Raw genomic sequence first — 19155 nt, forward strand, 5'->3', positions numbered from 1 at the left:
CTCCACCACCGCCCCCCCCGAACGCACCGAACCGGCACACCACGCCAGAGCGGAGAACCCTCTCCATGCCCCGCCCCGACCTGTCCCGCCCTTCCTGGTGGGACTCCGACATCGCCCGCGACATCCTGCGCGACCGTGGCGTGAGCGCCACCGGCGTCCTCGGCGGACACGACGTCCGGTTCTCCTGCGAGCCACTGCTGCGACATGACGGCGACGGCGGACTCCTGCAGTCCGTACGGGTACAGGCCGGCCGTCCCCTCACTCGGGCCCACGTCACCACCCTGTCCGGAACCTCCCTGCGCTGCGAGCTGATACCCGGCCCCGAGGGCCACACCCGGCTGCTGGTCCCCGAGGTCGACTCGCCGCTCCCGGTCCTGGTGGAGCTGCCCGAGCTGGCGCCGGGTGAGCACATCGAGGTGCTGCTGACACCGCAGCGGCACTGGACGCTGCACCTGGTGCAGCACGCCCATCTCGACATCGGCTACACGGACCCGCAGGGAACGGTGCTGGCCGAAGGCCGCAAGTACCTCGACTCCCTCCTCGAACTGTGCCGTGCCACGGACGACCGGCCCGACGCGTCGAAGTTCCGCTGGGCCGTCGAGGGCTTCTTCAGCTTCGAGAACTGGTCGGCGAACCGCCCGCCGGAACAGGTCGCCCGGTTCCTGGAACGCGTGCGCGAGGGCCGCATCGAGCTGACGGCGATGCCGTTCAACCTGCACACGGAGACCTGCTCCACCGACGAGCTGCACGAACTGCTGCGTCCTGTGCGGGAGCTGCGCGAACGCCACGGGATCGACATCACCACGGCGATGCAGACGGACGTCCCCGGGCAGGTCGTCGGGCTGCCCGACGTCCTCGCGGACAGCGGTATCCGCTATCTCTCGGTCGCCCACAACTGGGCCGGCCGAGCAGTGCCGCACCACACCGGCGGCGGGGAACTGCCCCGGCTGTTCAGGTGGCAGGCGCCGAGCGGTCGCAGCGTGCTGGTGTGGCGCACGGACACCCCGCACGGGCTGGCGTACATGGAGGGCTCGATCCTGGGCTTCGACGAGTCCTTCGAACGGGTCGACGACCTCCTGCCCCACTACCTTTCGGCGCTGGCCACTCATCAGTACCCGCACGAGGGGCGTGGCATCCCGGGTTTCCCCGTCCTGGACGAGGAGTTCAAGGGCGATCCGTACCCGTGGGACATCCTGCACCTGAGGGTCCTGGGCAAGTTCGCGGACAACGGTCCGCCGCGCCGGGTCATCGCGGACACCGTGCGCCGGTGGAACGAGGAGTGGGCCTTCCCCGCCCTGCGCACCTCGCGGAACGAGGACTTCTTCGCCGACGCGGAAGCCCGTTACGGGGACCGGCTGGAGACCTTCGAGGGCGACTGGAGCGACTGGTGGGTGGACGGTGTCGGCGCCGGTGCCGTCCCGCTCGCGGCCACCCGTGACGGTCAGGCGGCGCTGGCCGATGCCCAGTCGGTGGCCGGACACGCGGAGATCCTCGGTGCCGCGGGCGCCGGAATCACCGCGTCGGCTCCCGAGGTCTACCGGGCCGCCTCCCTGTTCAACGAGCACACCTGGGGCGGCGGTGACCCCTGGACGCACGGCGACCACGGCCATGCGTCCGGCGAACGGCAGTGGCACTGGAAGTACGCGCAGGCGCTGCGTGCCCACGACGACGCGAAGACGCTCCTCGACGGCGCGGGCGCCGCACTCGGCGGCCGCCTCGCACCGCGCGCGGGCACCCTCGCGGGCTACTACATCACCAACACGTGCAGCTGGCCCCGTTCGGAGACGGTCAGGCTGTTCCTTCCGGAGAGCACGGTCCCGCTGGAGGATCCGGTCCGGGTGCGCGACGGGCGCGACGGCGCAACGCTGGAGCACACGGAGGAGGCCCAGACGAACGAGCTGCACCGGGCCGCCGGACGTTTCCTTCTGTTCCGGCCGGCGGACGTTCCCGCCCACGGGGCGGTCCGCGTGGACATCGTCGCGGGGGAGGGGACGTCGACGGCGGCGGCGACCGACGGCCCGGAGCCCACCGTCCTGGAGAACGAGTTCCTGCGCGTGAGCGTCGATCTGCGGTCTGCGTGGATCAGCTCCGTCACCGACAAGCGGACCGGCCGGGAACTGGTCCGGCAGGATGCGACGCTCGGCCTCAACGGTTACGTGTACGACGAGTACGGCACGGCCGGCGGCTTCAACCACCAGTCCAGCAAGACCACGGCGAACGACTCGATGCATCTGCTCGCCTCCCGTACGGCAGCCCCACCGGCCGCGCTCGTGGACCGCTTCCGCGACGCCACCGGCGAGACACTGGTCTACGAGTGCGCGCCGGCCGGTACGGAGCTGTTGCGGGTACGCGTACACCTCCCGCACGGGCAGGCCCGCATCGATCTCGAGAACAGGATCGTGAAGCACGCGACCCTGACCAAGGAGAGCGCCTTCTTCGCCTTCCCCTTCGCCATGGCACAGCCGGTCGTCCGCATGGAGGCCACCGGTGGCATGACGGGCACCGGCCTTCCGACGGTGCCGGGATCGGCGCGGCACATGCGTGCGGTGCGGCGCTGGGTCAGTTTCGAGGAGGAGACCGTGGTCGCCGCCGTGGCCACGCAGGACGCCCCGCTGGTGCAGGTGGGCGGTATCGCGATTCCCTACGCGCCCTATCCGCAGTCGCTGGCCCAGGACGAGCCCGGCACCCTGTTCTCCTGGGTGCACAACAACATCTGGGACACGAACTTCCCCTCCGAGCAGGCTTTCGACCACGTGTTCCGCTACAGCGTGGCCGTGGAGGAGGCCCCGCACACCACCGGTCCCGAGCTGGGGATGCGCACGGCCGCCGCAGGCAGCCGGCCCCTGATCGCCGTCCGGGCGCTGGGCGAGGAGAGCGAGGAGCCGGACGCCTCCTACGGGCTGCTGACGGTCGGCGATCCCCGGGTGCGGGTCGTGGGTCTCACCGTTCCCGCCCCCGGACAGGTCCTGGTCAGGCTCCAGTCCTACGCGCAGGAGCCGGTCGCCTGCCGGATCACCCCCGGCTTCCCCGTCACGGAGACCGTGGCGGCCGACTACCTCGGCGCAGCCGGTGAGCTCCTGGAACCGGATGCCAGGGGCGCGACGACGGTGGACGTACCGACGCTGGGAACCCGGGCGGTGCTGTTGCGCCTCTGACCATCCGGCGAGAACGTCGTCCCGCACGATCCACGGCGAACTGACCCGGAGGGGCGGAAGCCCGGATGGGCCGCCGCGGACGTCCCCGGTGCACCGCGGAGCCGGCCGGGAGGGCGGGCCGCCGAGCGGGATTACCTCACGAGCGACCACGTGGAAATCTATATCGGCGGGAGTAGACATTGGGTGGCCGCGTGGTTATGGTTTCTCTCGTAGCCAGAAGGACCGTAGGGCCTGGCAGTGATGAACTGCCGGTCAGCAGCGCGTGCGGTACGGGTGGTTGCAGTTCGCAGGACGGTTCGGTGGCGGAGTTCCGAAGCCAGGGTTGTTGCAGGACGGCGACGGGGCTGGCGACCGGACCGGGTGGCCCGCAGTGATCAGGGGCGGCCCTGCAGCGTTACCCGTAAGCACGTGCGCGGAACCCAGCGGTCAAGTCAGTGAGCAGCAACCTCGGTGAAGGCGTCGGCTGCGGACGCGCGCACCGGGAGGTTCGTCAGCGGGATTCCGAGCCGGAGCAGAAGCAGGACGGGCAACGGGGCCGGCTGGCGAAGAGTGGCGCTGTCACAGGCCACGAGCAGTACAGCGTCAGTAGGTGATCGGTCTCAGAGGGAAGAACGGAGGAGCCAGTCGCCATCAGGATCGCCCGGGCGGAATGACTGGGCCCGGGTACCGCAGGACATCGATAGTGAGGTGGTCTCCGGTCAAGCAACCGCGATCCCCGCAACCCCGGCAGCATCACGCCGGGACATGCGGAAACAGAAGGCCGGCGCAGCGTTAAAGGCCGGCAGATGGTGTAGCAGTTCCTTCGGGGCCCTGGTGCCATAAGGCACCAGGGCCCCTCCACGCGTTCCACAGAGAGGTGCAAATGACAGCAGATGACTCGTTCGGCCGTCTCGATGACGACGACTACCCCGCGTACACCATGGGCAGGGCCGCGGAAATGCTCGGTACCACGCAGGGTTTCCTCCGTGCCATCGGCGAAGCTCGCCTGATCACTCCGCTCCGCTCCGCGGGCGGCCACCGTCGCTACTCCCGCTACCAGCTTCGCATCGCCGCGCGCGCCCGGGAACTCGTCGACCAGGGCACCCCCATCGAGGCCGCCTGCCGGATCGTCATCCTTGAGGACCAGCTCGAAGAGGCCCAGCGCATCAACGCCGAATACCGCGAGCGCGTCAGGCAGTCCGGCGCGGCGGAGACCTGACCGGTGATCGGCGGGCAAGCTGACACGTATGCGCCTTGCGTCTCCTCTTGCGTTTCCTGACGCAGCGGAAGAGGTACGCCGACGGGCCGACCGCTTGACGCAGGCGCGCGGGAAGGGCTCCGGTGCTGTGATCGCCGGAGCCCTTGATCCGGCCGGCGAACTCGTGGGCGGGCTGGGCGGCGTGGGCGGCCTCGGCGGGAAACGGACGGCGAGTTCGAGACGCTCGTCGCCGATGAGCAGACGGCCCGGGGCTGTCGGTCCGGCACACGTCACTTCCTCGGCCCGCGCCCGGGTGGGAGGCACAGGTGCCTTCGGCACGGATCCGTTTCATCAGTCGCTGTCGACAGCCACGACGCACGGCTGCGCCAAGGGCAACATCTGTTCCGCCGGTACAACTCCCACCGTCAAGCTGCCGGACCGGTGTGTGAGACGGCGACGAATTCCGCCGGCTTCGTCGCCGAGCCCCCGGAGCGCAGAGGGAAATGGGCGGTCACGCCGACGGGGGCGGTGGGACCATGGCCCAGCGAATCGCGGCAGTCAGTGCTCGCCCGGTCGGCGTCACGCAAGCCTCGGCTGTCCCGGACAGCCTGGGCAGCCCCAGCGACGTACGGGCCCACCGGGGGAGGGCGGCGACGGAGTTCGCGGCGAGTACTGCATAGGGGGCTCGGGCAACCCAGGGCAGGGGAGGGTGCAGCAGCATGAAGCGTGCGGCCTCGCGCGCTTCCCTGGTCGGGCGCAGTTCACCCCGGTAGGCCCCGAGGCGGGCAGCGAGTTCTTTGCGATTGCGCGGAGGCTCGGTGACGCCGAGTGCTTCCGCTACCCGCGCCGTGTCGGCGATGTAGCCGTCGTACCCGGCCGCGTCGAGCGGTTCGACTCCGTATCGCTGGTGGGCAAGGAGGAAACTCTCGACCTCGGCCACGTGCACCCAGCCCAGAAGGTGTGGATCAGCGGCGTGGTAGGACTCCCCACGTGAAGTCGTGCCGCGCACCCGGTGGTGCACGGCACGCACGCGGTCGACCGCCTGCTGCGCGTCGTCCGCTGTTCCGTACGTGGTGACGGCGAGGAAGGTACTGGTGCGCTGGAGCCGTCCCCAGGGGTCGCCGCGGTAGCCGGAATGAGCCTCCACGGCGGCCATGGCCAACGGGTGCAAGGACTGGAGCAGGAGCGCCCGCAGTCCGCCGATGAACATCGACGCATCACCGTGGACCGTGCGGATCGGCCGGTCCGGACCGAACCAGCGCGGGCCGGGCTCTCCGTGGATTCGGGCGCGGTTCTCCGGCCCTGCGGGTCCGGCGACCTGGGCGAAGATCGCGCTGCCCAGCCGCTCCCGCAGGCCGACCCCGGCACGCGTGGACGTGTCCATACGGCCAGTATGCGCTCACACAGCCACGGCGAGCCGGAGTTCCTGCCTGCCGCTTGGCCTCGGCCTTGCTCCGCGATCCCTTGGGCTGCACGTCACCCCGTCACCCGGTCGACTCGTCCGGGGTGGGGTGCTCCGGGTGAATGCCGGCATTGCGCGCGGCCTCGCGGCCCGATCCGGCCTCATCGGGGTCGGGCTGGGCGGCTTCCGTTTCGTCTGCCTGGTGTTCGGAACCCGGCGGGAGAACCACGTCGAGGGCGTCCTCGCCGTCCTGGACCTGCTGGTCGGGTATGTCGGCGGGTATCGGCGGCGGGCTGCCCTTCGCCCCGGTGTAGGCGGTGCCCTGCGGCCTGCGGTCAGTCATGTCGCTGCTCCCGTCGTTGCGCGCCCGCCCTGGTACAGGGCGGGCTGGTGTGACACCTCGCGTACCCCCTGTGCCCGGCATGACGCGCCGAGACCGGCCCTGCCCTCCCGGGCATGGGGCGATGCGGTAGGCGTTGACAATTGCACGGCATCCGCGCGTCACGCGCATCCGCTGACCCGGTTCTCCCGGAGAGATCCTCCTGCTCGGTGTCCGGCCGCTTGGCGCGGTCAGCGGAGAACACCATGATCGTGGGCGGCTGCGGCTGCGGCTGCGGCGCACGCGGGTAATGCGGGACGCCGCGCCGTCCCGCATCACAGCCCTTGGCCCTCGGTGCTGCCGGGGTGCGCGGCGGCCCTCGTCGTCACGGCCGGTCCTGCCGACAGCGGCGTCTCGGCACCGTGCCTGGTGCGGCCCGAGGAACAAGGTGATCGGGCGACGACGGGCCGGTAACCGCCGCCGCGGCCGGCAGCGGAACCGGGCGACCCCTGAAGCCGGCCCGCAGCGCGACCTCCACGCACCGGGAGCGGCCGGTCCCGGGGACTCAGCCGAGGGTGCCGTGCATGGACGGCGACTTTCAGGCAACACGAGAGCCAACTGGCTGATGGAGAAGGCCGGTCGACAACACCGAGCCAGGAGGCACCCATGCCGCTCACGTTCCGCAAAAGCTTCAGGATCCTCCCGGGCGTGACTCTCAACATCAACCGTAAGTCGTGGTCGATCACGACAGGCGGCAAGCACGGTCCACGACGGACCCGCAGCAGCACCGGTCGCCGTACGACGTCGATGAATCTGCCGGGCCCCTTCGGCTGGCGGCGCACCACCCGTGCAAGCCGCCACTGAGTGAAAGGTGAGCAGGCCCGCGACGCGGCTGGAGTTGGCGCATTCCCCGTCAGGACAGGAGTCCGCTCGTGTCCAACTCGCCACTCTCTCCGGCTCGGGTCCAAGTGTGCGAAGAAACATGAAGAACGGCCGTTACGAAGATTGCCTCGGCCGTGCGAGTGGTGCGCCGGGTGGCGCCCGGGAGCGTGCGCCCGGGTATGGAAGGGCTTGCTGTTGATGATTGAACGGGTGGGTGTAGCGGTCAGTGAACGTCAGGGCGATGCCCGCCGCATATGCGTGTCGTTTGCACCCGAGAGTTGCGGAAATGTCCCTGATTGGTAACCGGGCCGGTTGAGCCTGCCGCGGGCCGCTTCCTGGGCGCAGAGTTCTGGTTCTCGGCCCGGTACGGGTCGGGAACTCGCACCGCTCATGCCGGCCCTATCGAACGGCATGGGCACTGTTCCTGAGGAGACATCACCTTGTCTGCTTCTTCGGCTACCCGCCGTATCGCCGCGACCGTGCTCACGGCCGGCGCTGTTGTCTCGGCCGTCGCGCTGCCGGCCTCCGCGCAGGACCACGACCGCCACCGCTCTCAGGCCCGGGTCGTGATCAGCGATGTCCAGGCCGACAGCCCCGGACGTGACAACGGATCCAACCGGTCCCTGAACCGTGAATGGATCGAGATCACCAACCAGGGACGCCGTGCGGTGAACCTGGACGGCTGGACCCTGCGCGGCGACAACGGAAACCGCTACCGCTTCGACGACGTCCGCCTCTCCGGCCACACCACCCTCCGCATCCACACCGGCGTTGGCCGAGACACCCGCACGGATCTCTACCAGGACCGCTACCACTACGTCTGGGACAACTACTCCGACACCGCGACCCTGCGCGACGACCGGGGCCGCACCGTCGACAAGGAGTCCTGGGGCCGCGGACACCACCACCGCCGCTGACCCCAGGCCGTAAACCGGGGACAGCGAAGGGCTGACTGCCGCCCCACGGCAGTCAGCCCTTCCTGCCCCCTTACGGAGGGGCCGGGCTGCCGCCCTGCCCGGCCCCTCCCCTCGGCGGCCCATCCACAGGGCAGGTCGGCCCGCAGTTGCTCGGCTCTGTGGCGCATGGTCGGGCGGATGGGATCGTCGCTTGATCACACCACCGCCCGCCCCTGCCGCTGATCCCTCCCTGCCTGGCCCGGCGGGAAGGAGTCAGGGCCTCGGCAGGCGGTGCAGGACGAGGTTGCCGAGGACTCCCTCTGTCACCGTGCACGTCATGTACGTGCAGTACGGCTGCCGCCGGCGGTCCGTCGGAGACCCCGGGTTCAGCAGGCGCAGCCCGCCCGGCGCCTTGGTGTCCCACGGGATGTGGCTGTGGCCGAAGACCAGGATGTCCAGGTCCGGATAGAGCGTGGCGCAACGCGCCTCCCGTCCGTGGGCGGCCCCTGTCTCGTGGACGACGCCGAAGCGCAGGCCCCCCAGCCGGACGCGGGCCACCTCAGGCAGACGGGCCCGCAGTTCCGGGCCGTCGTTGTTGCCGTACACGCCGACCAGGCGTCGCGCGCGTCCTTCCAGCAGGTCGAGGGTGGCCAGGTCGACCCAGTCCCCGGCATGGACGACCACGTCCGCCCGGTCCGACTCGCGCAGCAGTTCGTCGGGGAGCCGCTTTGCGCGCAGGGGTACATGGGTGTCCGAGACGAGCAGTAGCCGCACGAGAGAGCCCATCTCTGTCCCGGTCGTGTCGCCGTCCATCCGCCTGCCTTCTCCTCGGGGCTGTCCGGTCTACCGGCCGTAAGTGTCCTGGCGGGGGAGGGGAGACTGCCCCGGCGTGGCGGCCTGGGGCAGACGGTGGCGTGGCACTGCCCGGGTCGGGGTCACTACAGGTGGCGAGCGTGTCGGACGCGGCGCCGGCGGCCAAGGCGTCGAGCCGAAGACCACACGCGGCCTGCTGTCCGATGAACTGTCACACAGCACCGCTCTTGCCGGCAGCAGGTGTCCAACCTTCTCCGGACCTTTACGTGTCCGATGAGACGCGTGGTCGTGCATCGCCTTGGTGGGAAGTACTCCCCGGGTACTCATTCGGTTCCCCGCTTTCGTGGTCGCGGCGTGTCGGACGGTTCCGCTCCGGTTGGTGACGAAAAGGTGACATAAGAGCGTAATCCGAGGGAGAGATATGCCTGAAGTCACCACTCCGTATGCGACCGGCACCCCGTGCTGGGTCGATCTGATGGCCAAGGATCAGCAGGCCGCGCTGGACTTCTACCGCGATCTGTTCGGCTGGCAGGGGAAGCCGGGCCCGGCCGAGTTCGGCGGGTACGCGGTCTGCGAGCTGGACGGGAAGGCCACGGCAGGCATCGGCCCGGCGATGGCGCCTGAGGGTACGCCGGAGCCGCCGACGGTGTGGACCAACTACCTGGCCACCAGCGACGCCCAGGCCACTCAAGAAGCCGTTGTCTCAGCGGGAGGCGCCGTTCTCGTACCGGCGATGGATGTCGGCAACCTCGGCCGCATGCTGGTCGCCGCCGATCCGCAGGGTGCGGTGTTCGGCGTCTGGCAACCCGGCGAGTTCTCCGGCGCCCAGGTCGCCAACGAGGCAGGCGCACTCACCTGGAACGAGCTTCACACCAGCGACGTGCCGGCCGCCACCGCGTTCTACGGCGAGGTGTTCGGCATCGACATCGAGCCGATGGACGGCGCTGACTCCTACTGGGAACTGCGCGTGGGGGGCCGCTCCGTCGGCGGTGTCACCTTGCTGGCCAACGACCCGCCCGGCACACCTGCGCACTGGCTGGCCTACTTCGCGGTCGACGACGTCGACTCCACCGTGGATGCCCTGGTCAGGAGAGGCGGCACGGTGCTGGCCCCGCCTTTCGACATGATGGCCGGCCGCATGACTGTCGTCGCCGACCCGCAGGGCGCCCCGTTCGCCATGATCAAGCCGCAGCCTCTGTAATTCTCCGGGCGTATCGCATTCCAGTACGTGCCCGCCCGGAACCGGGCGGGCACGTACTGCTCGAGGACAGAGATCCTGGGCCGGTACAGCCGGACGCCGCCCGGCCCGGCCTCCAGATGTTCGGCCGTTCGGCCTCAGCGTTCATGAGATCGCCGAAGGCCTCGTTCCAGGAGTGACGTGCGCCTGTCGGAGTCTGAGCGGGACGGGGATCACCGCGGCCGGACGGCCGGTGGCGTGTTCACGCAGCGATCCGTTCTCCGGCGGCAGTCACCGCCACCATGACAATCGGCACCGACCGGCTCCGTGCGGCGGCCCAATCTCCTTCTCCCGCGCCGATCGGGCAGGAGTCCCCTAGCGGGTGCCGTCGCCGAAAGAACCCTGAGCGCCCGGGATCGCGTCCAGGAGGCGGCCCCACTCCGGGTACAGCTCGACCTTGCGGGCGTGCAGGGCGAGGATCTTGGCGTCCAGGTCGGGGTCGGGGTCGTCGGAGAAGCGGAAGGCGGAGAGCTGCGCCAGGTGCGGGATGATCAGCCAGTCCCCGTCGAGGTGCGCCTTCTCGTGCATGTAGCGCTCCAGCGCGGTCAGGTCGGAAACGCCCGCGCAGTACACGTGAGTGAAGCCCTCCGTCGGGTCGCCCGTGTACCGGCCGACCGTGGAGAACGCTACCGGCTCGGTGCTCGCCGTCCGGCGCATTGCGGCGAGCACCGCCTCCTCGTCCTCCTTTGATGTGCCGTCCTTGAAGCTGAATCGCAACGTGTTGACGATCATGTGCTGTCCCTCCCGGGCGCCCGGCAACTTGAACTTGCTGGTTCACTTTAATGAGCTGGACGGTACCTACGCAGTAGTTCGAGAAAATGAACCGATTGGTTCAACTCATGTGCGGTTCCCGGTAGTCTGCGCCAGTGACATCAGCGACGACGGCTGCCGGGCGGCCCGCTCCCCGGGGGCGAATCGACAAGCGGCAGGCCATCCTGGACGCCGCTTTCGCCGTGTTCGCGCGGCGAGGGTACGCGCAGGCCTGCGTGCAGGAGATCGCCGACGAGGCAGGGGTCGCCAAACCGACCGTCTACAACCACCTCGGCGACAAGGAGAACCTGTTCCGGCACGCGATGGCGAACGCCGCCGATCTCGTCATGGCCGAGAACCTGGCCGTGGTCGAGCGGCTGCGCGACCACGGTGACGAACTGCGGGCCGCGCTGGAGGACATCGGGAACCGGCTGTTGAAGACGTGCTGCGGCCAACGGGCAAGCTCGTTGCGGGCATTGACGTATGCGCAGCTCGCAGCGTTTCCCGATCTCGCCGAGGTCGTGCAGGGACGGGCGTCCGGGCGGCTCGGGGATGCGCTGGCAGACCGGTTCGCGCAGCTCGCCCTCGCCGGGCACCTGCGCGCGGAGGATCCGGTGCGCGCCGCCGAGCAGTTCCTCGCCCTGCTCACCGGGCCGATGGAGGCGCGTTCACGGCTCGGCACACGGAAGGTCGACGCGGCCGAGACACGGGAGATCGTGCGGGCGGGCGTCGACACCTTCGTGCGGGCGTACGGGATCGAGAGCTCCCCGAAACGTGTCCTCTGACCGACGCCCGTGCACCACGGGATCCGAACACGCCATCTCGATGAACACGAACTGCGCACTATGGCGAGCCACCGGCGTCCGCCACTGGCCCATGCCGCCTCGGCGCAGTGACCCTGCCCCCAAAGCGACTTGGCCGAGCAGGCCGCCGACGCCGCGGAGCCGGCTCAGGACAGCCGGGGTCCCTCGGGAGAATTCGCTACGGACCAGCCGACCCTACCGGCCTCGCCGCCGCCGCTGAGTACACCGCCCCCGATGCCGGGTTCGCGAACCGCACGCCGGTTGGTGAGCGGTGTCGTCAGCGCGCCAGTCATATCTGTGACTGAGCGCTTCGGCCGGTGGGGCTGTCGGTGGCAGCCAGCCATTGCCACCGTCGACGCTCCGTAACGAGGGTCGCGACGGCCAGCAGAGCGACCGGGACCGCCGCCCAGACGGGCCAGATCAGCCACGAGGAGACCGCGGCCGCTGCGATTTGGAGCAGTACCAGCAGGATCGTGGCCCAGCCCGGCACGGCGATGATGACGTGGGCCTTGTCCCCGGGGGTGGAGAACAGTGTCGGAAGGCCGATCAGGACCAGCACGGACAGGGCGGCGAGCACCCAGGAGTGGCCGGCCAGGGCCCAGGGCGTGGTCACCCAGGCGACGAGTTCCGTCGCGAAGCGCAGGGCGGACGCGATGCGGTCATCGGGTCGCTTCAAGGCCGTTGCCTCACCGGCAGCGTCAGTCACGTGCGGACGATCTCACGTTGCGCGGCTCACTGCCAGGGGTTCGGGAGCCACCGTCATCCCCGGCTTCCTGAAGCCGCTCTGCCCGGGGAAGCGGCTCCCGCACGGTGGCCAAGACCAGTGACAGAGCCGGTGAACGCGCCCAGCCGGGTACCGCATGCCACGAAGCAGATGGTCCGGCACCGTGTGCCCCGGCAGTGGAACCGGCGGCGCCAGAAACCTGCGTGCCGAAGCCACGCGCCAGACGAGAGCGTGCCACGCTCGGGAAACAGCCGTGCGTGCATTCGGGCACCGGGCGATGAGTTCCGGCCACCCCTGGAGTCCCAACTTTCAGAACACTGTGATCAACGAAGGAGAATGCCGTGACGGTCGACGTCTGGTCGGTGGTGCACGCAGAACGCGCGGCGCTGATCGAGCAACTCGCGCACCTCGATGACGAGCAGTGGGCCACGCCGTCACTCTGCGACGGGTGGACGGTGCACGACGTGGTCGCCCACTTGGTGGACACGGCTCGAACCACTCGCCTGGGCTTCATTGTGGGTCTCGCCCGGGCGCGGTTCGACTTCGACCGTCAGAACAGCTGGGGAGTGGCGCGCGAGCGTGGGGCCACACCGCAGGAGACCCTGGAGCGGTTTCGCATGGCGGCATCGCGTAAGTCGACCCCTCCGGCGCCCCTCGACAGCCGCCTCGTCGAGGAGATCGTCCACGGTGAGGACATCCGTCGCCCCTTGGGGCTCACCCGCACGTACCCGCCGCAGGCCGTGGTCAGATCGCTCCGTCTGCAGACCCGCACCCCGGCGTCATTCGGCGGAGCCAAGGAACTCATGGGCCGGGTTCAGCTCACGGCGACCGACGGCGCGCTGACGCTTGGAACCGGGCCCACCGTGGCAGGCCCCGCACTCGCCCTGCTCCTGGCCGTCTCCGGGCGCCGGTCAGCCCTGGACGAGCTCGAGGGGCCGGGCGTTCACACACTTGCCGCGGGGACCTGAACAGCCAGAACCTCCACCGCGGCCGATGGCCTGGCCCGAGACAGATCGCGCGTTGCTATGCGCCGGGTCGAGGCGGTACAGGGTGGTGCGACCGTTCAGTGGGGTGCGGCTGAGAGATGCCCGGGTGGGTGGACCCGGCCGCGCCGATTCCTAGACTCGTGGGATGAACAACTACACGTGTACCCACTGTGGCACGGTCGGTTTGATGGAGGGATTCATCGAGGATGCCGGTGAGCACTCGCGCGGGTACGCGCGCTGGATCGAGGGCGCGTTGGAGCGGGGTGTTTTCGGGGGTGCCAAGCGGATGGGCCGGCCCCGGCGACAGATAGAGGCGTTCCGCTGCCCCAAATGCGGGCACCTCGAGCTGTTCGCCACCGGCGCGGTGTAGTCCGCCGTCGCTGCGCGCGAACGACCCGCGCCCCGCGCCCTCCCGGTCCTGGCCGGCCCGTTGGCATGGCCGATCGTGGTCATCGCCGATCGTCAACGAGCCGCTCCGGTGCGACGGCCGGCTGCCCGGCCCGGACAGGCGGTCGCGAGGGCCCGGAGGCGCGGTGGCGCCTGCGCCACTACGGGCAGGGCTGCGTCAGAATTCTCACCGCACGGTGACAGCCACGTCCACCGCCCCGGATACCAGCCGCCCCGGAGTCACGCATCGGAGCCGGGAAGCCGCCAGCCGAAGGGCATCAGATCCCGCTCCCAGCCCGGCGAACCGGCCAGGGCGTCGGCCGCCTCCGGCATACGCAGAAGGCAGCGGTGGCGCAGCAGTTCGCGCCGGACGCCGGGTGTCAGGAGCCTTTCCTCGGGGCTGAGGTTGTTCGGATGGTCCGGGTGCAGGTCGGCGTTGCCGTCGATCGGGCGATTCCCCGTCACGTTGAGCCGATCACCGGCGGGGGTCCGGTAGTCGAGGCGGAAGTCGGTGCGCCACTGCGAATTGCTGCCCCAGCCCTGGGACAGGTCGACCGTGGGGCGGTGGCGGCGCAGGAACGACCAGTACAGCGGCGAGCGGTCGGCGACGCCGCGCTGCGCGTGCTCGACGCCGGCGCGGATCCGCACCCCGGACCGGTTGAACAGCAGCCGGCCGAGCATCAGGCCGGGCCAGAGGACCTCGGTGATCTCGATCGGCGCGTGCGGGTCGTCGGCCTGCTCGACCTCGGCGATCTCGTGAAGGAACGGGTCGAACGCGTCGCCGTCCCTGAACGGCGACATGCCGAGAGACGTGAATGCATCGAGATACTCGCCCTCCGAAAGCGAAGGAAGCGGATCTGGGGAGCGGGGCTCGCCCGATGGCGGCTGGAAGGTGAGCAGCAGCCGGTCGCTGACCCGGTGCAGGGCGTAGAGCTCCCGCACGAGGTGCTGGCCCTCGGGCTCCGTTTCCTTCTCGGCCCACCATGAGCCGAAGCCGCCTGCCGTGGCCAGCCACGCGCGGTAGCCGCTCTGGGCCTGATCAAGCCATGGGGCGACGATCGTCTCGTACGTTTGCGCTCCCTCGCACCGTGCCAGGGCTTCGTACAGTTCCCGCGCATCCACCTCGTAGGGCATGCCAGGAGCTTACGGAAGGTGCCGGCGCCCCGGCCCCCGTCGCAGGCTTGGGGTCTGGATCTCCGATCCACCGCCGCCGGCGCCGCGGACGGGAGACGGCGAGCCGACCTGTACGGAGTCAGGCCCGCTCGCAGCCGGGCCCCGACCCGCCTCACATACCTATGCCTGTTCCGCCCGTACGGGCCGCACGTGCATGCGGACCGTCAGGGAAGCCGGCCTCCTCCAACGGCAAGAACTGAAGTCTCGGGGCCCGTCGTGACGTCATGCAGGAAGCGGTACGCGTCTTCCTGTGTCGCGAGTCGTCCTCGACGACAGCCCGTTGCCTGCCCGTCCGCTGCCGGCAGCGCCTTGCGTCATGAAGCCCAAGACCCTGCCGGCGCCCGACTCCGCTTGGCGCGGGGGGCAGGAAGTGGGGCGCGTGACCGGCGCACGGGGGCGCGGCGGATTTTGTTGATGTCAGAGAGTCTGCGGGCGCACGCCCGCGGCTATCCGGATTCGTTCGGGTCGTAATTAGTGATACTTGCACAATAGGGGCATCGGGTGGCTGAATGTTTACGTCGAGGGCGCGTTGGCATATGTCTCGGGCGACGCGGTTCCTGGTCTCCTCGTCGGAGACTCGTAAGCAATGGGCTGGATTCGCATCTTCGGCCGTTGAGGGTCATCTATGGTGATTGCGGCGGTCGGGTGAAGCCGGGGGGAATCTCGGCAGGCCCGTCGGCATGGCCTCGCTATCCGCAGATCTAACGTATTTCCGCCATGTGTGGCCGATAGCGCACCGCGAGGGGTGCTCGGCTCGGCGGTGTGGGGGCAGGGAATTGATCTGCGCGGGCGTGCCTGAAAAATGCTGGTGAACATGTCGTGGGCAGTGTGAGAACAGGTCAGGGGGCGGTCATGAGCAATCCTTTTGATGACGAGTCGGGGCGGTTCGTGACGCTGGTGAATGGTGAGGGTCAGTACTCGCTGTGGCCGGCGCACATCGATATCCCGGGCGGCTGGAGTGTGGGTGGGCCCGAGGGGTCGCGTCAGGAGTGTCTGGACGCGATCGAGGCCGCATGGACGGACATGCGGCCCGCCAGTCTGGTGCGGGCGATGGAGTCCGGCACCGGATAGGGCATCCAGGTCGTCGAGGGTGCGGCCGGCCCTTGGTGGGCCCTGCGGGTTCTGACACTTCTGCCTGATCATTTTTGCTCCCATTCGAGCAAAATCGATCAGGCAGAAGTGATCACCGGCCATATTGTGCCCGCAAGTTTTCATACCGCATTCATATGGCTGTCGTGAATCACCGGTGGACTGCCGCATGGTTCGCCTCTGATCCACGAAGACCACGAGGACTGCGAAGTGCCTTGCCGGGTTCCTGAGTCGGCAAGGATTCCGGTGCTGCCTGCTGCATTGGCGCTGCGTTGTTACCTGTGATGTGACCGGTCCTCGTCGGCGCTGCGTTCTGTATCGGCGCGATCGGCTTCGGCCTGACTTCTTCGTCCCCCCGAAACCTCTCCCCAAAGGTGTGACTCGGCATGCGTGAAAACGCCTCTCTCTCCTCCCGCACGGACCCCGCAGCTCCCTTTGGGATTACTGCGGCTCAGCAGGGTGTCTGGTATGGGCAACTGGTCGATCCGGACAGTCCGAAATACAACATCGCGGAGTGCTTCGAGATTCGTGGAGGCCTCGACGAGCCGTTGTTCGCCGCAGCCCTGGACCGGGCTGTAGCTCTGTGCGACAGCCTCAACGTGGAGTTCGTCGTCACGGACGAGGCCGTCCGCCAGCAAGTCGTCCGACGCTCCCCGGAGGGAATCAGCGGACTCCGTGTGATCGACCTGTCCGACGCCGAGGACCCCGTCGGGGAGGCCGAGCGCTACCTGGCCGACGACATGGCCGCCGTCCACGGGCTCGACGCTCCGCATCACCACTTCGCGTTGCTGCGGCTCGGCCACCGACTGCACTACTGGTACGTGCGCTTTCACCACATAGTCGTCGATGGCCTCGGAGGCGCCGTCTTCGCCCGCACCGTGGCCGACCTCTACGAGCGTGCTGTGCGCGGCGAGAATCTGGCCGAAGCCGAGCTGCCCGCCGCGCCCCTGCGCGAACTCGTCGCCGACGAGGTGGCCTACCGCGGCTCGGAGCGGTACGAGGCAGACCGTACGTACTGGACCGACCGGTTCGCGGACCTGGTCACCGACCGCGCCGTGGACCCGGCCGGTGCCGAGGGCGAAGCGGACGCACACGGTGGCCGGGCGCTCGTACGCCGACGCACCGACGCCGCGCCGCCGGTCCTCGACGGACCGGACATCCGGCTGCACACCGGCGAGACGCTGCCCGTCGCCGTCTTCGACAGTCTGCGCCGGCTCGCCTCCGCCCACCGCACCACCTGGAGCGCCGTCCTCGTCAGTGCCGTCGCCGCGTACGTCGGCCGGGTCACCGGGACGCAGGAAGTCACCGTGGGCCTCGCCTCCAACGGCCGGCACGGCGGGCTCCGGCACATCGTCGGCATGACCGCCAACATCCTGCCGCTGCGCCTGACCGTCGCCGCCGACATGACGGTCGGCACTCTCGTCCGCGCCGCCGCCACCGAAATGCGCGGCGCCCTGCGCCACCGTCGGTTCTCGCGGGAACAACTCGCCCGTGAACTGAACATGGCCGACGACGCGGCCCGGCTCACCGGTGTCGTCGTCAACATCATGGGCTACGACTACGACCTCGACTTCGCCGGCAGCCCCGGCGCCTCCCGCGTGCTGTCCATCGGGCCGGTGGACGACCTGTCCCTCTTCGTCTCCGAACGGGCCGCAGGCAAAGGGCCGTTGATCGGGTTCGATGCCAACCCGGAGCTGTACCGCCCCGAGGACGTGCGGCTGCACCAGCACGCTGTCGTCTCCTTCCTGACGACTCTGGCCGACGCGGACGCCGAGACCCCTTTGCGTGACCTTCCGTTCGTCGACGAGAACACCGCCGAGGTCCTGCGCGGGCAGGGGCGAGGCACCCCCCTGCCCGCGGAGGCCGTGGCCGCGAGCCTGCCGGAAGCATTCGGTGCGCAGGCGCGCCGGACGCCGGACGCGCCCGCGGTGGTGGACGGCGCCGTCACACTCTCGTACCGGGAGCTGGCCCGGACGGCGGAGAGTCTGGCGAGTGCACTGGCGGGCTGGGGCGTCGGTGCCGAAGACGGCGTCGGCGTCCTCGTGGGTCGTTCGGCGGCCGTGGTGTCCGCCACGCTCGGCGCAGTCGGCGCGGGAGCGGCGTACGTACCGATGGACCCTGCCTGGCCGGCCGAACGGCTCACCCGCGTCGCCGAGACCGCCCACGTCCGTGCCCTGGTCGTCGACGAGACCACCGCCGTTCAGCCCTGGGTGCGGGCGACGGCCAACGGCCTGCCGATGATCGTCGTCGACGCTCTCGGTGGCGTCTTACGCGGCGCTCCGCCACGACCGGGCCCACTGCCGTGCCTGACCCGCGGTGACCGGCTGGCCTACGTGATGTTCACCTCCGGCTCCACCGGCCTGCCCAAGGGCGTCGGCGTCACCCATGCCGATGTCCTCGCGCTGGCGGCCGACAACACCTGGAAGGACGGCGTGTGCGACGCGGTGCTGCTGCACTCGGCGTACGTCTTCGACGCCTCCACGTTCGAGACCTGGGTGCCGCTGCTGAACGGCGGCTGCGTGGTTGTCGCCCCGAGCGGTGTAGTGGACGCCCGGGTGCTGCACGACATGGTGCGACGGAACGGTCTCACGGCGCTCTTCCTGACGACGGCCCTGTTCAACGTGGTGGCCGAGGCGGACCCGACGGCGTTCGCCGGACTGCGCATGGTTGCCGCGGGGGGCGAGGCCGCGACACCGGACCTGATGCAGCGGGTGGCAGCCGCGGCGCCCGCGACGCTCGTCCTGCATGTGTACGGCCCCACGGAGACCACGACCTTCACCGCCCGCCACCCGGTCGCCGCAGGCACCACGGGCGTGCCGCCCATCGGCCGGGCCCTCGACGGGATGAGTCTGTACGTGCTGGACCCCTCCCTCGCCATGGTGCCGCCCGGCGTCGTGGGGGAGTTGTACGTGAGCGGGCACGGCGTCGCCCGCGGCTACCGGGGGAGTCCCGCGCCGACCGCCACCAGGTTCGTCGCCGACCCCTACGACATGCGCGGGGGCCGCATGTACCGGACCGGCGACCTCGTGCGCTGGACCGCGAGCGGTGACATCGAATACGTCGGACGCGCGGACGGCCAGATCAAACTCCGCGGATTCCGCATCGAACCGGCCGAGACCGAGAACGTCCTGCTCACCGACCCGGATGTGCACGGCGCCTGCGTCGTCGTCCGCGAGGACATACCCGGCGACCGCCGGCTCGTCGCCTATGTCGTGCCCGCTCCCGGCGCCAGGCCGGAGGGCTCCGCCCTGGCCCGCCGAGTCGGGCGCGTCCTGCCGGCGTACATGGTGCCTTCCGCGTTCGTATCCCTCGACGCCCTGCCCCTCAACGCCAACGGCAAGGTCGACCGCCCCGCCCTGCCC

16 protein-coding genes are annotated in these 19155 nt (G+C 69.8%); 10 read left to right on the plus strand and 6 right to left on the minus strand.

Features of this window, described 5'->3' with window-relative positions:
* Positions 1–65: 65 nt before the first annotated feature.
* Together JGS39_RS27720 and JGS39_RS27725 are read left to right on the plus strand one after the other, a co-directional pair.
* Entirely contained in the window at positions 66–3155 is a 3090-nt protein-coding gene (locus tag JGS39_RS27720; protein ID WP_219572333.1) for a glycoside hydrolase family 38 N-terminal domain-containing protein, read from the plus strand.
* A gap of 862 nt (positions 3156–4017) precedes the next feature.
* Positions 4018–4353, plus strand: coding sequence for a MerR family transcriptional regulator (locus JGS39_RS27725; protein WP_219572334.1), 336 nt, complete (start codon positions 4018–4020; stop codon positions 4351–4353).
* Between the two features lie 490 nt (positions 4354–4843).
* Here the strand turns inward: JGS39_RS27725 and JGS39_RS27730 are convergent, their stop codons facing one another.
* The gene (locus tag JGS39_RS27730) at positions 4844–5716 is read right to left on the minus strand and encodes an oxygenase MpaB family protein (protein WP_219572335.1); all 873 of its coding nucleotides are present in this window, start codon (positions 5714–5716) and stop codon (positions 4844–4846) included.
* Positions 5717–5816: 100 nt separating this feature from the next.
* Positions 5817–6077: a hypothetical protein gene (locus tag JGS39_RS27735; RefSeq protein WP_219572336.1), complete on the minus strand. Its 261-nt coding sequence runs from the start codon at positions 6075–6077 to the stop codon at positions 5817–5819.
* A gap of 642 nt (positions 6078–6719) precedes the next feature.
* On the opposite strand from JGS39_RS27735, the gene JGS39_RS27740 reads away from it, so the two are divergent.
* Both JGS39_RS27740 and JGS39_RS27745 read left to right on the plus strand, forming a co-directional pair.
* Complete coding sequence (locus tag JGS39_RS27740; protein ID WP_219572337.1) at positions 6720–6917, plus strand: DUF4236 domain-containing protein; 198 nt, start codon at positions 6720–6722, stop codon at positions 6915–6917.
* A gap of 458 nt (positions 6918–7375) precedes the next feature.
* Complete coding sequence (locus JGS39_RS27745; RefSeq protein WP_236063941.1) at positions 7376–7852, plus strand: lamin tail domain-containing protein; 477 nt, start codon at positions 7376–7378, stop codon at positions 7850–7852.
* A 252-nt stretch (positions 7853–8104) separates the two neighbouring features.
* Here JGS39_RS27745 and JGS39_RS27750 read toward each other — a convergent pair whose 3' ends face one another.
* Positions 8105–8605: a metallophosphoesterase family protein gene (locus JGS39_RS27750; protein ID WP_219572348.1), complete on the minus strand. Its 501-nt coding sequence runs from the start codon at positions 8603–8605 to the stop codon at positions 8105–8107.
* A 460-nt stretch (positions 8606–9065) separates the two neighbouring features.
* Between JGS39_RS27750 and JGS39_RS27755 the strand changes: the two genes are divergently transcribed.
* Entirely contained in the window at positions 9066–9845 is a 780-nt protein-coding gene (locus tag JGS39_RS27755; RefSeq protein WP_219572338.1) for a VOC family protein, read from the plus strand.
* A 351-nt stretch (positions 9846–10196) separates the two neighbouring features.
* Here the strand turns inward: JGS39_RS27755 and JGS39_RS27760 are convergent, their stop codons facing one another.
* Positions 10197–10613, minus strand: a complete 417-nt coding sequence (locus JGS39_RS27760; protein WP_219572339.1) for a Dabb family protein — start codon at positions 10611–10613, stop codon at positions 10197–10199.
* Between the two features lie 134 nt (positions 10614–10747).
* On the opposite strand from JGS39_RS27760, the gene JGS39_RS27765 reads away from it, so the two are divergent.
* On the plus strand, positions 10748–11416 hold the full coding sequence (locus JGS39_RS27765) for a TetR/AcrR family transcriptional regulator (RefSeq protein WP_219572340.1): 669 nt from the start codon (positions 10748–10750) through the stop codon (positions 11414–11416).
* Between the two features lie 307 nt (positions 11417–11723).
* On the opposite strand, the gene JGS39_RS27770 is transcribed toward JGS39_RS27765, so the two are convergent.
* The gene (locus tag JGS39_RS27770) at positions 11724–12110 is read right to left on the minus strand and encodes a hypothetical protein (RefSeq protein WP_219572341.1); all 387 of its coding nucleotides are present in this window, start codon (positions 12108–12110) and stop codon (positions 11724–11726) included.
* A gap of 389 nt (positions 12111–12499) precedes the next feature.
* Between JGS39_RS27770 and JGS39_RS27775 the strand changes: the two genes are divergently transcribed.
* Together JGS39_RS27775 and JGS39_RS27780 are read left to right on the plus strand one after the other, a co-directional pair.
* Positions 12500–13126: a maleylpyruvate isomerase family mycothiol-dependent enzyme gene (locus tag JGS39_RS27775; RefSeq protein ID WP_219572342.1), complete on the plus strand. Its 627-nt coding sequence runs from the start codon at positions 12500–12502 to the stop codon at positions 13124–13126.
* A 163-nt stretch (positions 13127–13289) separates the two neighbouring features.
* On the plus strand, positions 13290–13514 hold the full coding sequence (locus JGS39_RS27780; protein ID WP_219572343.1) for a hypothetical protein: 225 nt from the start codon (positions 13290–13292) through the stop codon (positions 13512–13514).
* A gap of 257 nt (positions 13515–13771) precedes the next feature.
* On the opposite strand, the gene JGS39_RS27785 is transcribed toward JGS39_RS27780, so the two are convergent.
* Positions 13772–14665, minus strand: a complete 894-nt coding sequence (locus JGS39_RS27785; RefSeq protein ID WP_219572344.1) for a hypothetical protein — start codon at positions 14663–14665, stop codon at positions 13772–13774.
* Between the two features lie 891 nt (positions 14666–15556).
* On the opposite strand from JGS39_RS27785, the gene JGS39_RS27790 reads away from it, so the two are divergent.
* Together JGS39_RS27790 and JGS39_RS27795 are read left to right on the plus strand one after the other, a co-directional pair.
* Positions 15557–15775, plus strand: a complete 219-nt coding sequence (locus JGS39_RS27790) for an MbtH family protein (protein ID WP_219572345.1) — start codon at positions 15557–15559, stop codon at positions 15773–15775.
* A 404-nt stretch (positions 15776–16179) separates the two neighbouring features.
* Positions 16180–19155: non-ribosomal peptide synthetase (locus JGS39_RS27795; RefSeq protein ID WP_219572346.1), on the plus strand; the 2976-nt coding region annotated here is incomplete at its 3' end.

The sequence above is a fragment of the Streptomyces poriferorum genome (assembly GCF_019399235.1).
GTDB classification, from domain to species: Bacteria; Actinomycetota; Actinomycetes; order Streptomycetales; family Streptomycetaceae; genus Streptomyces; species Streptomyces poriferorum.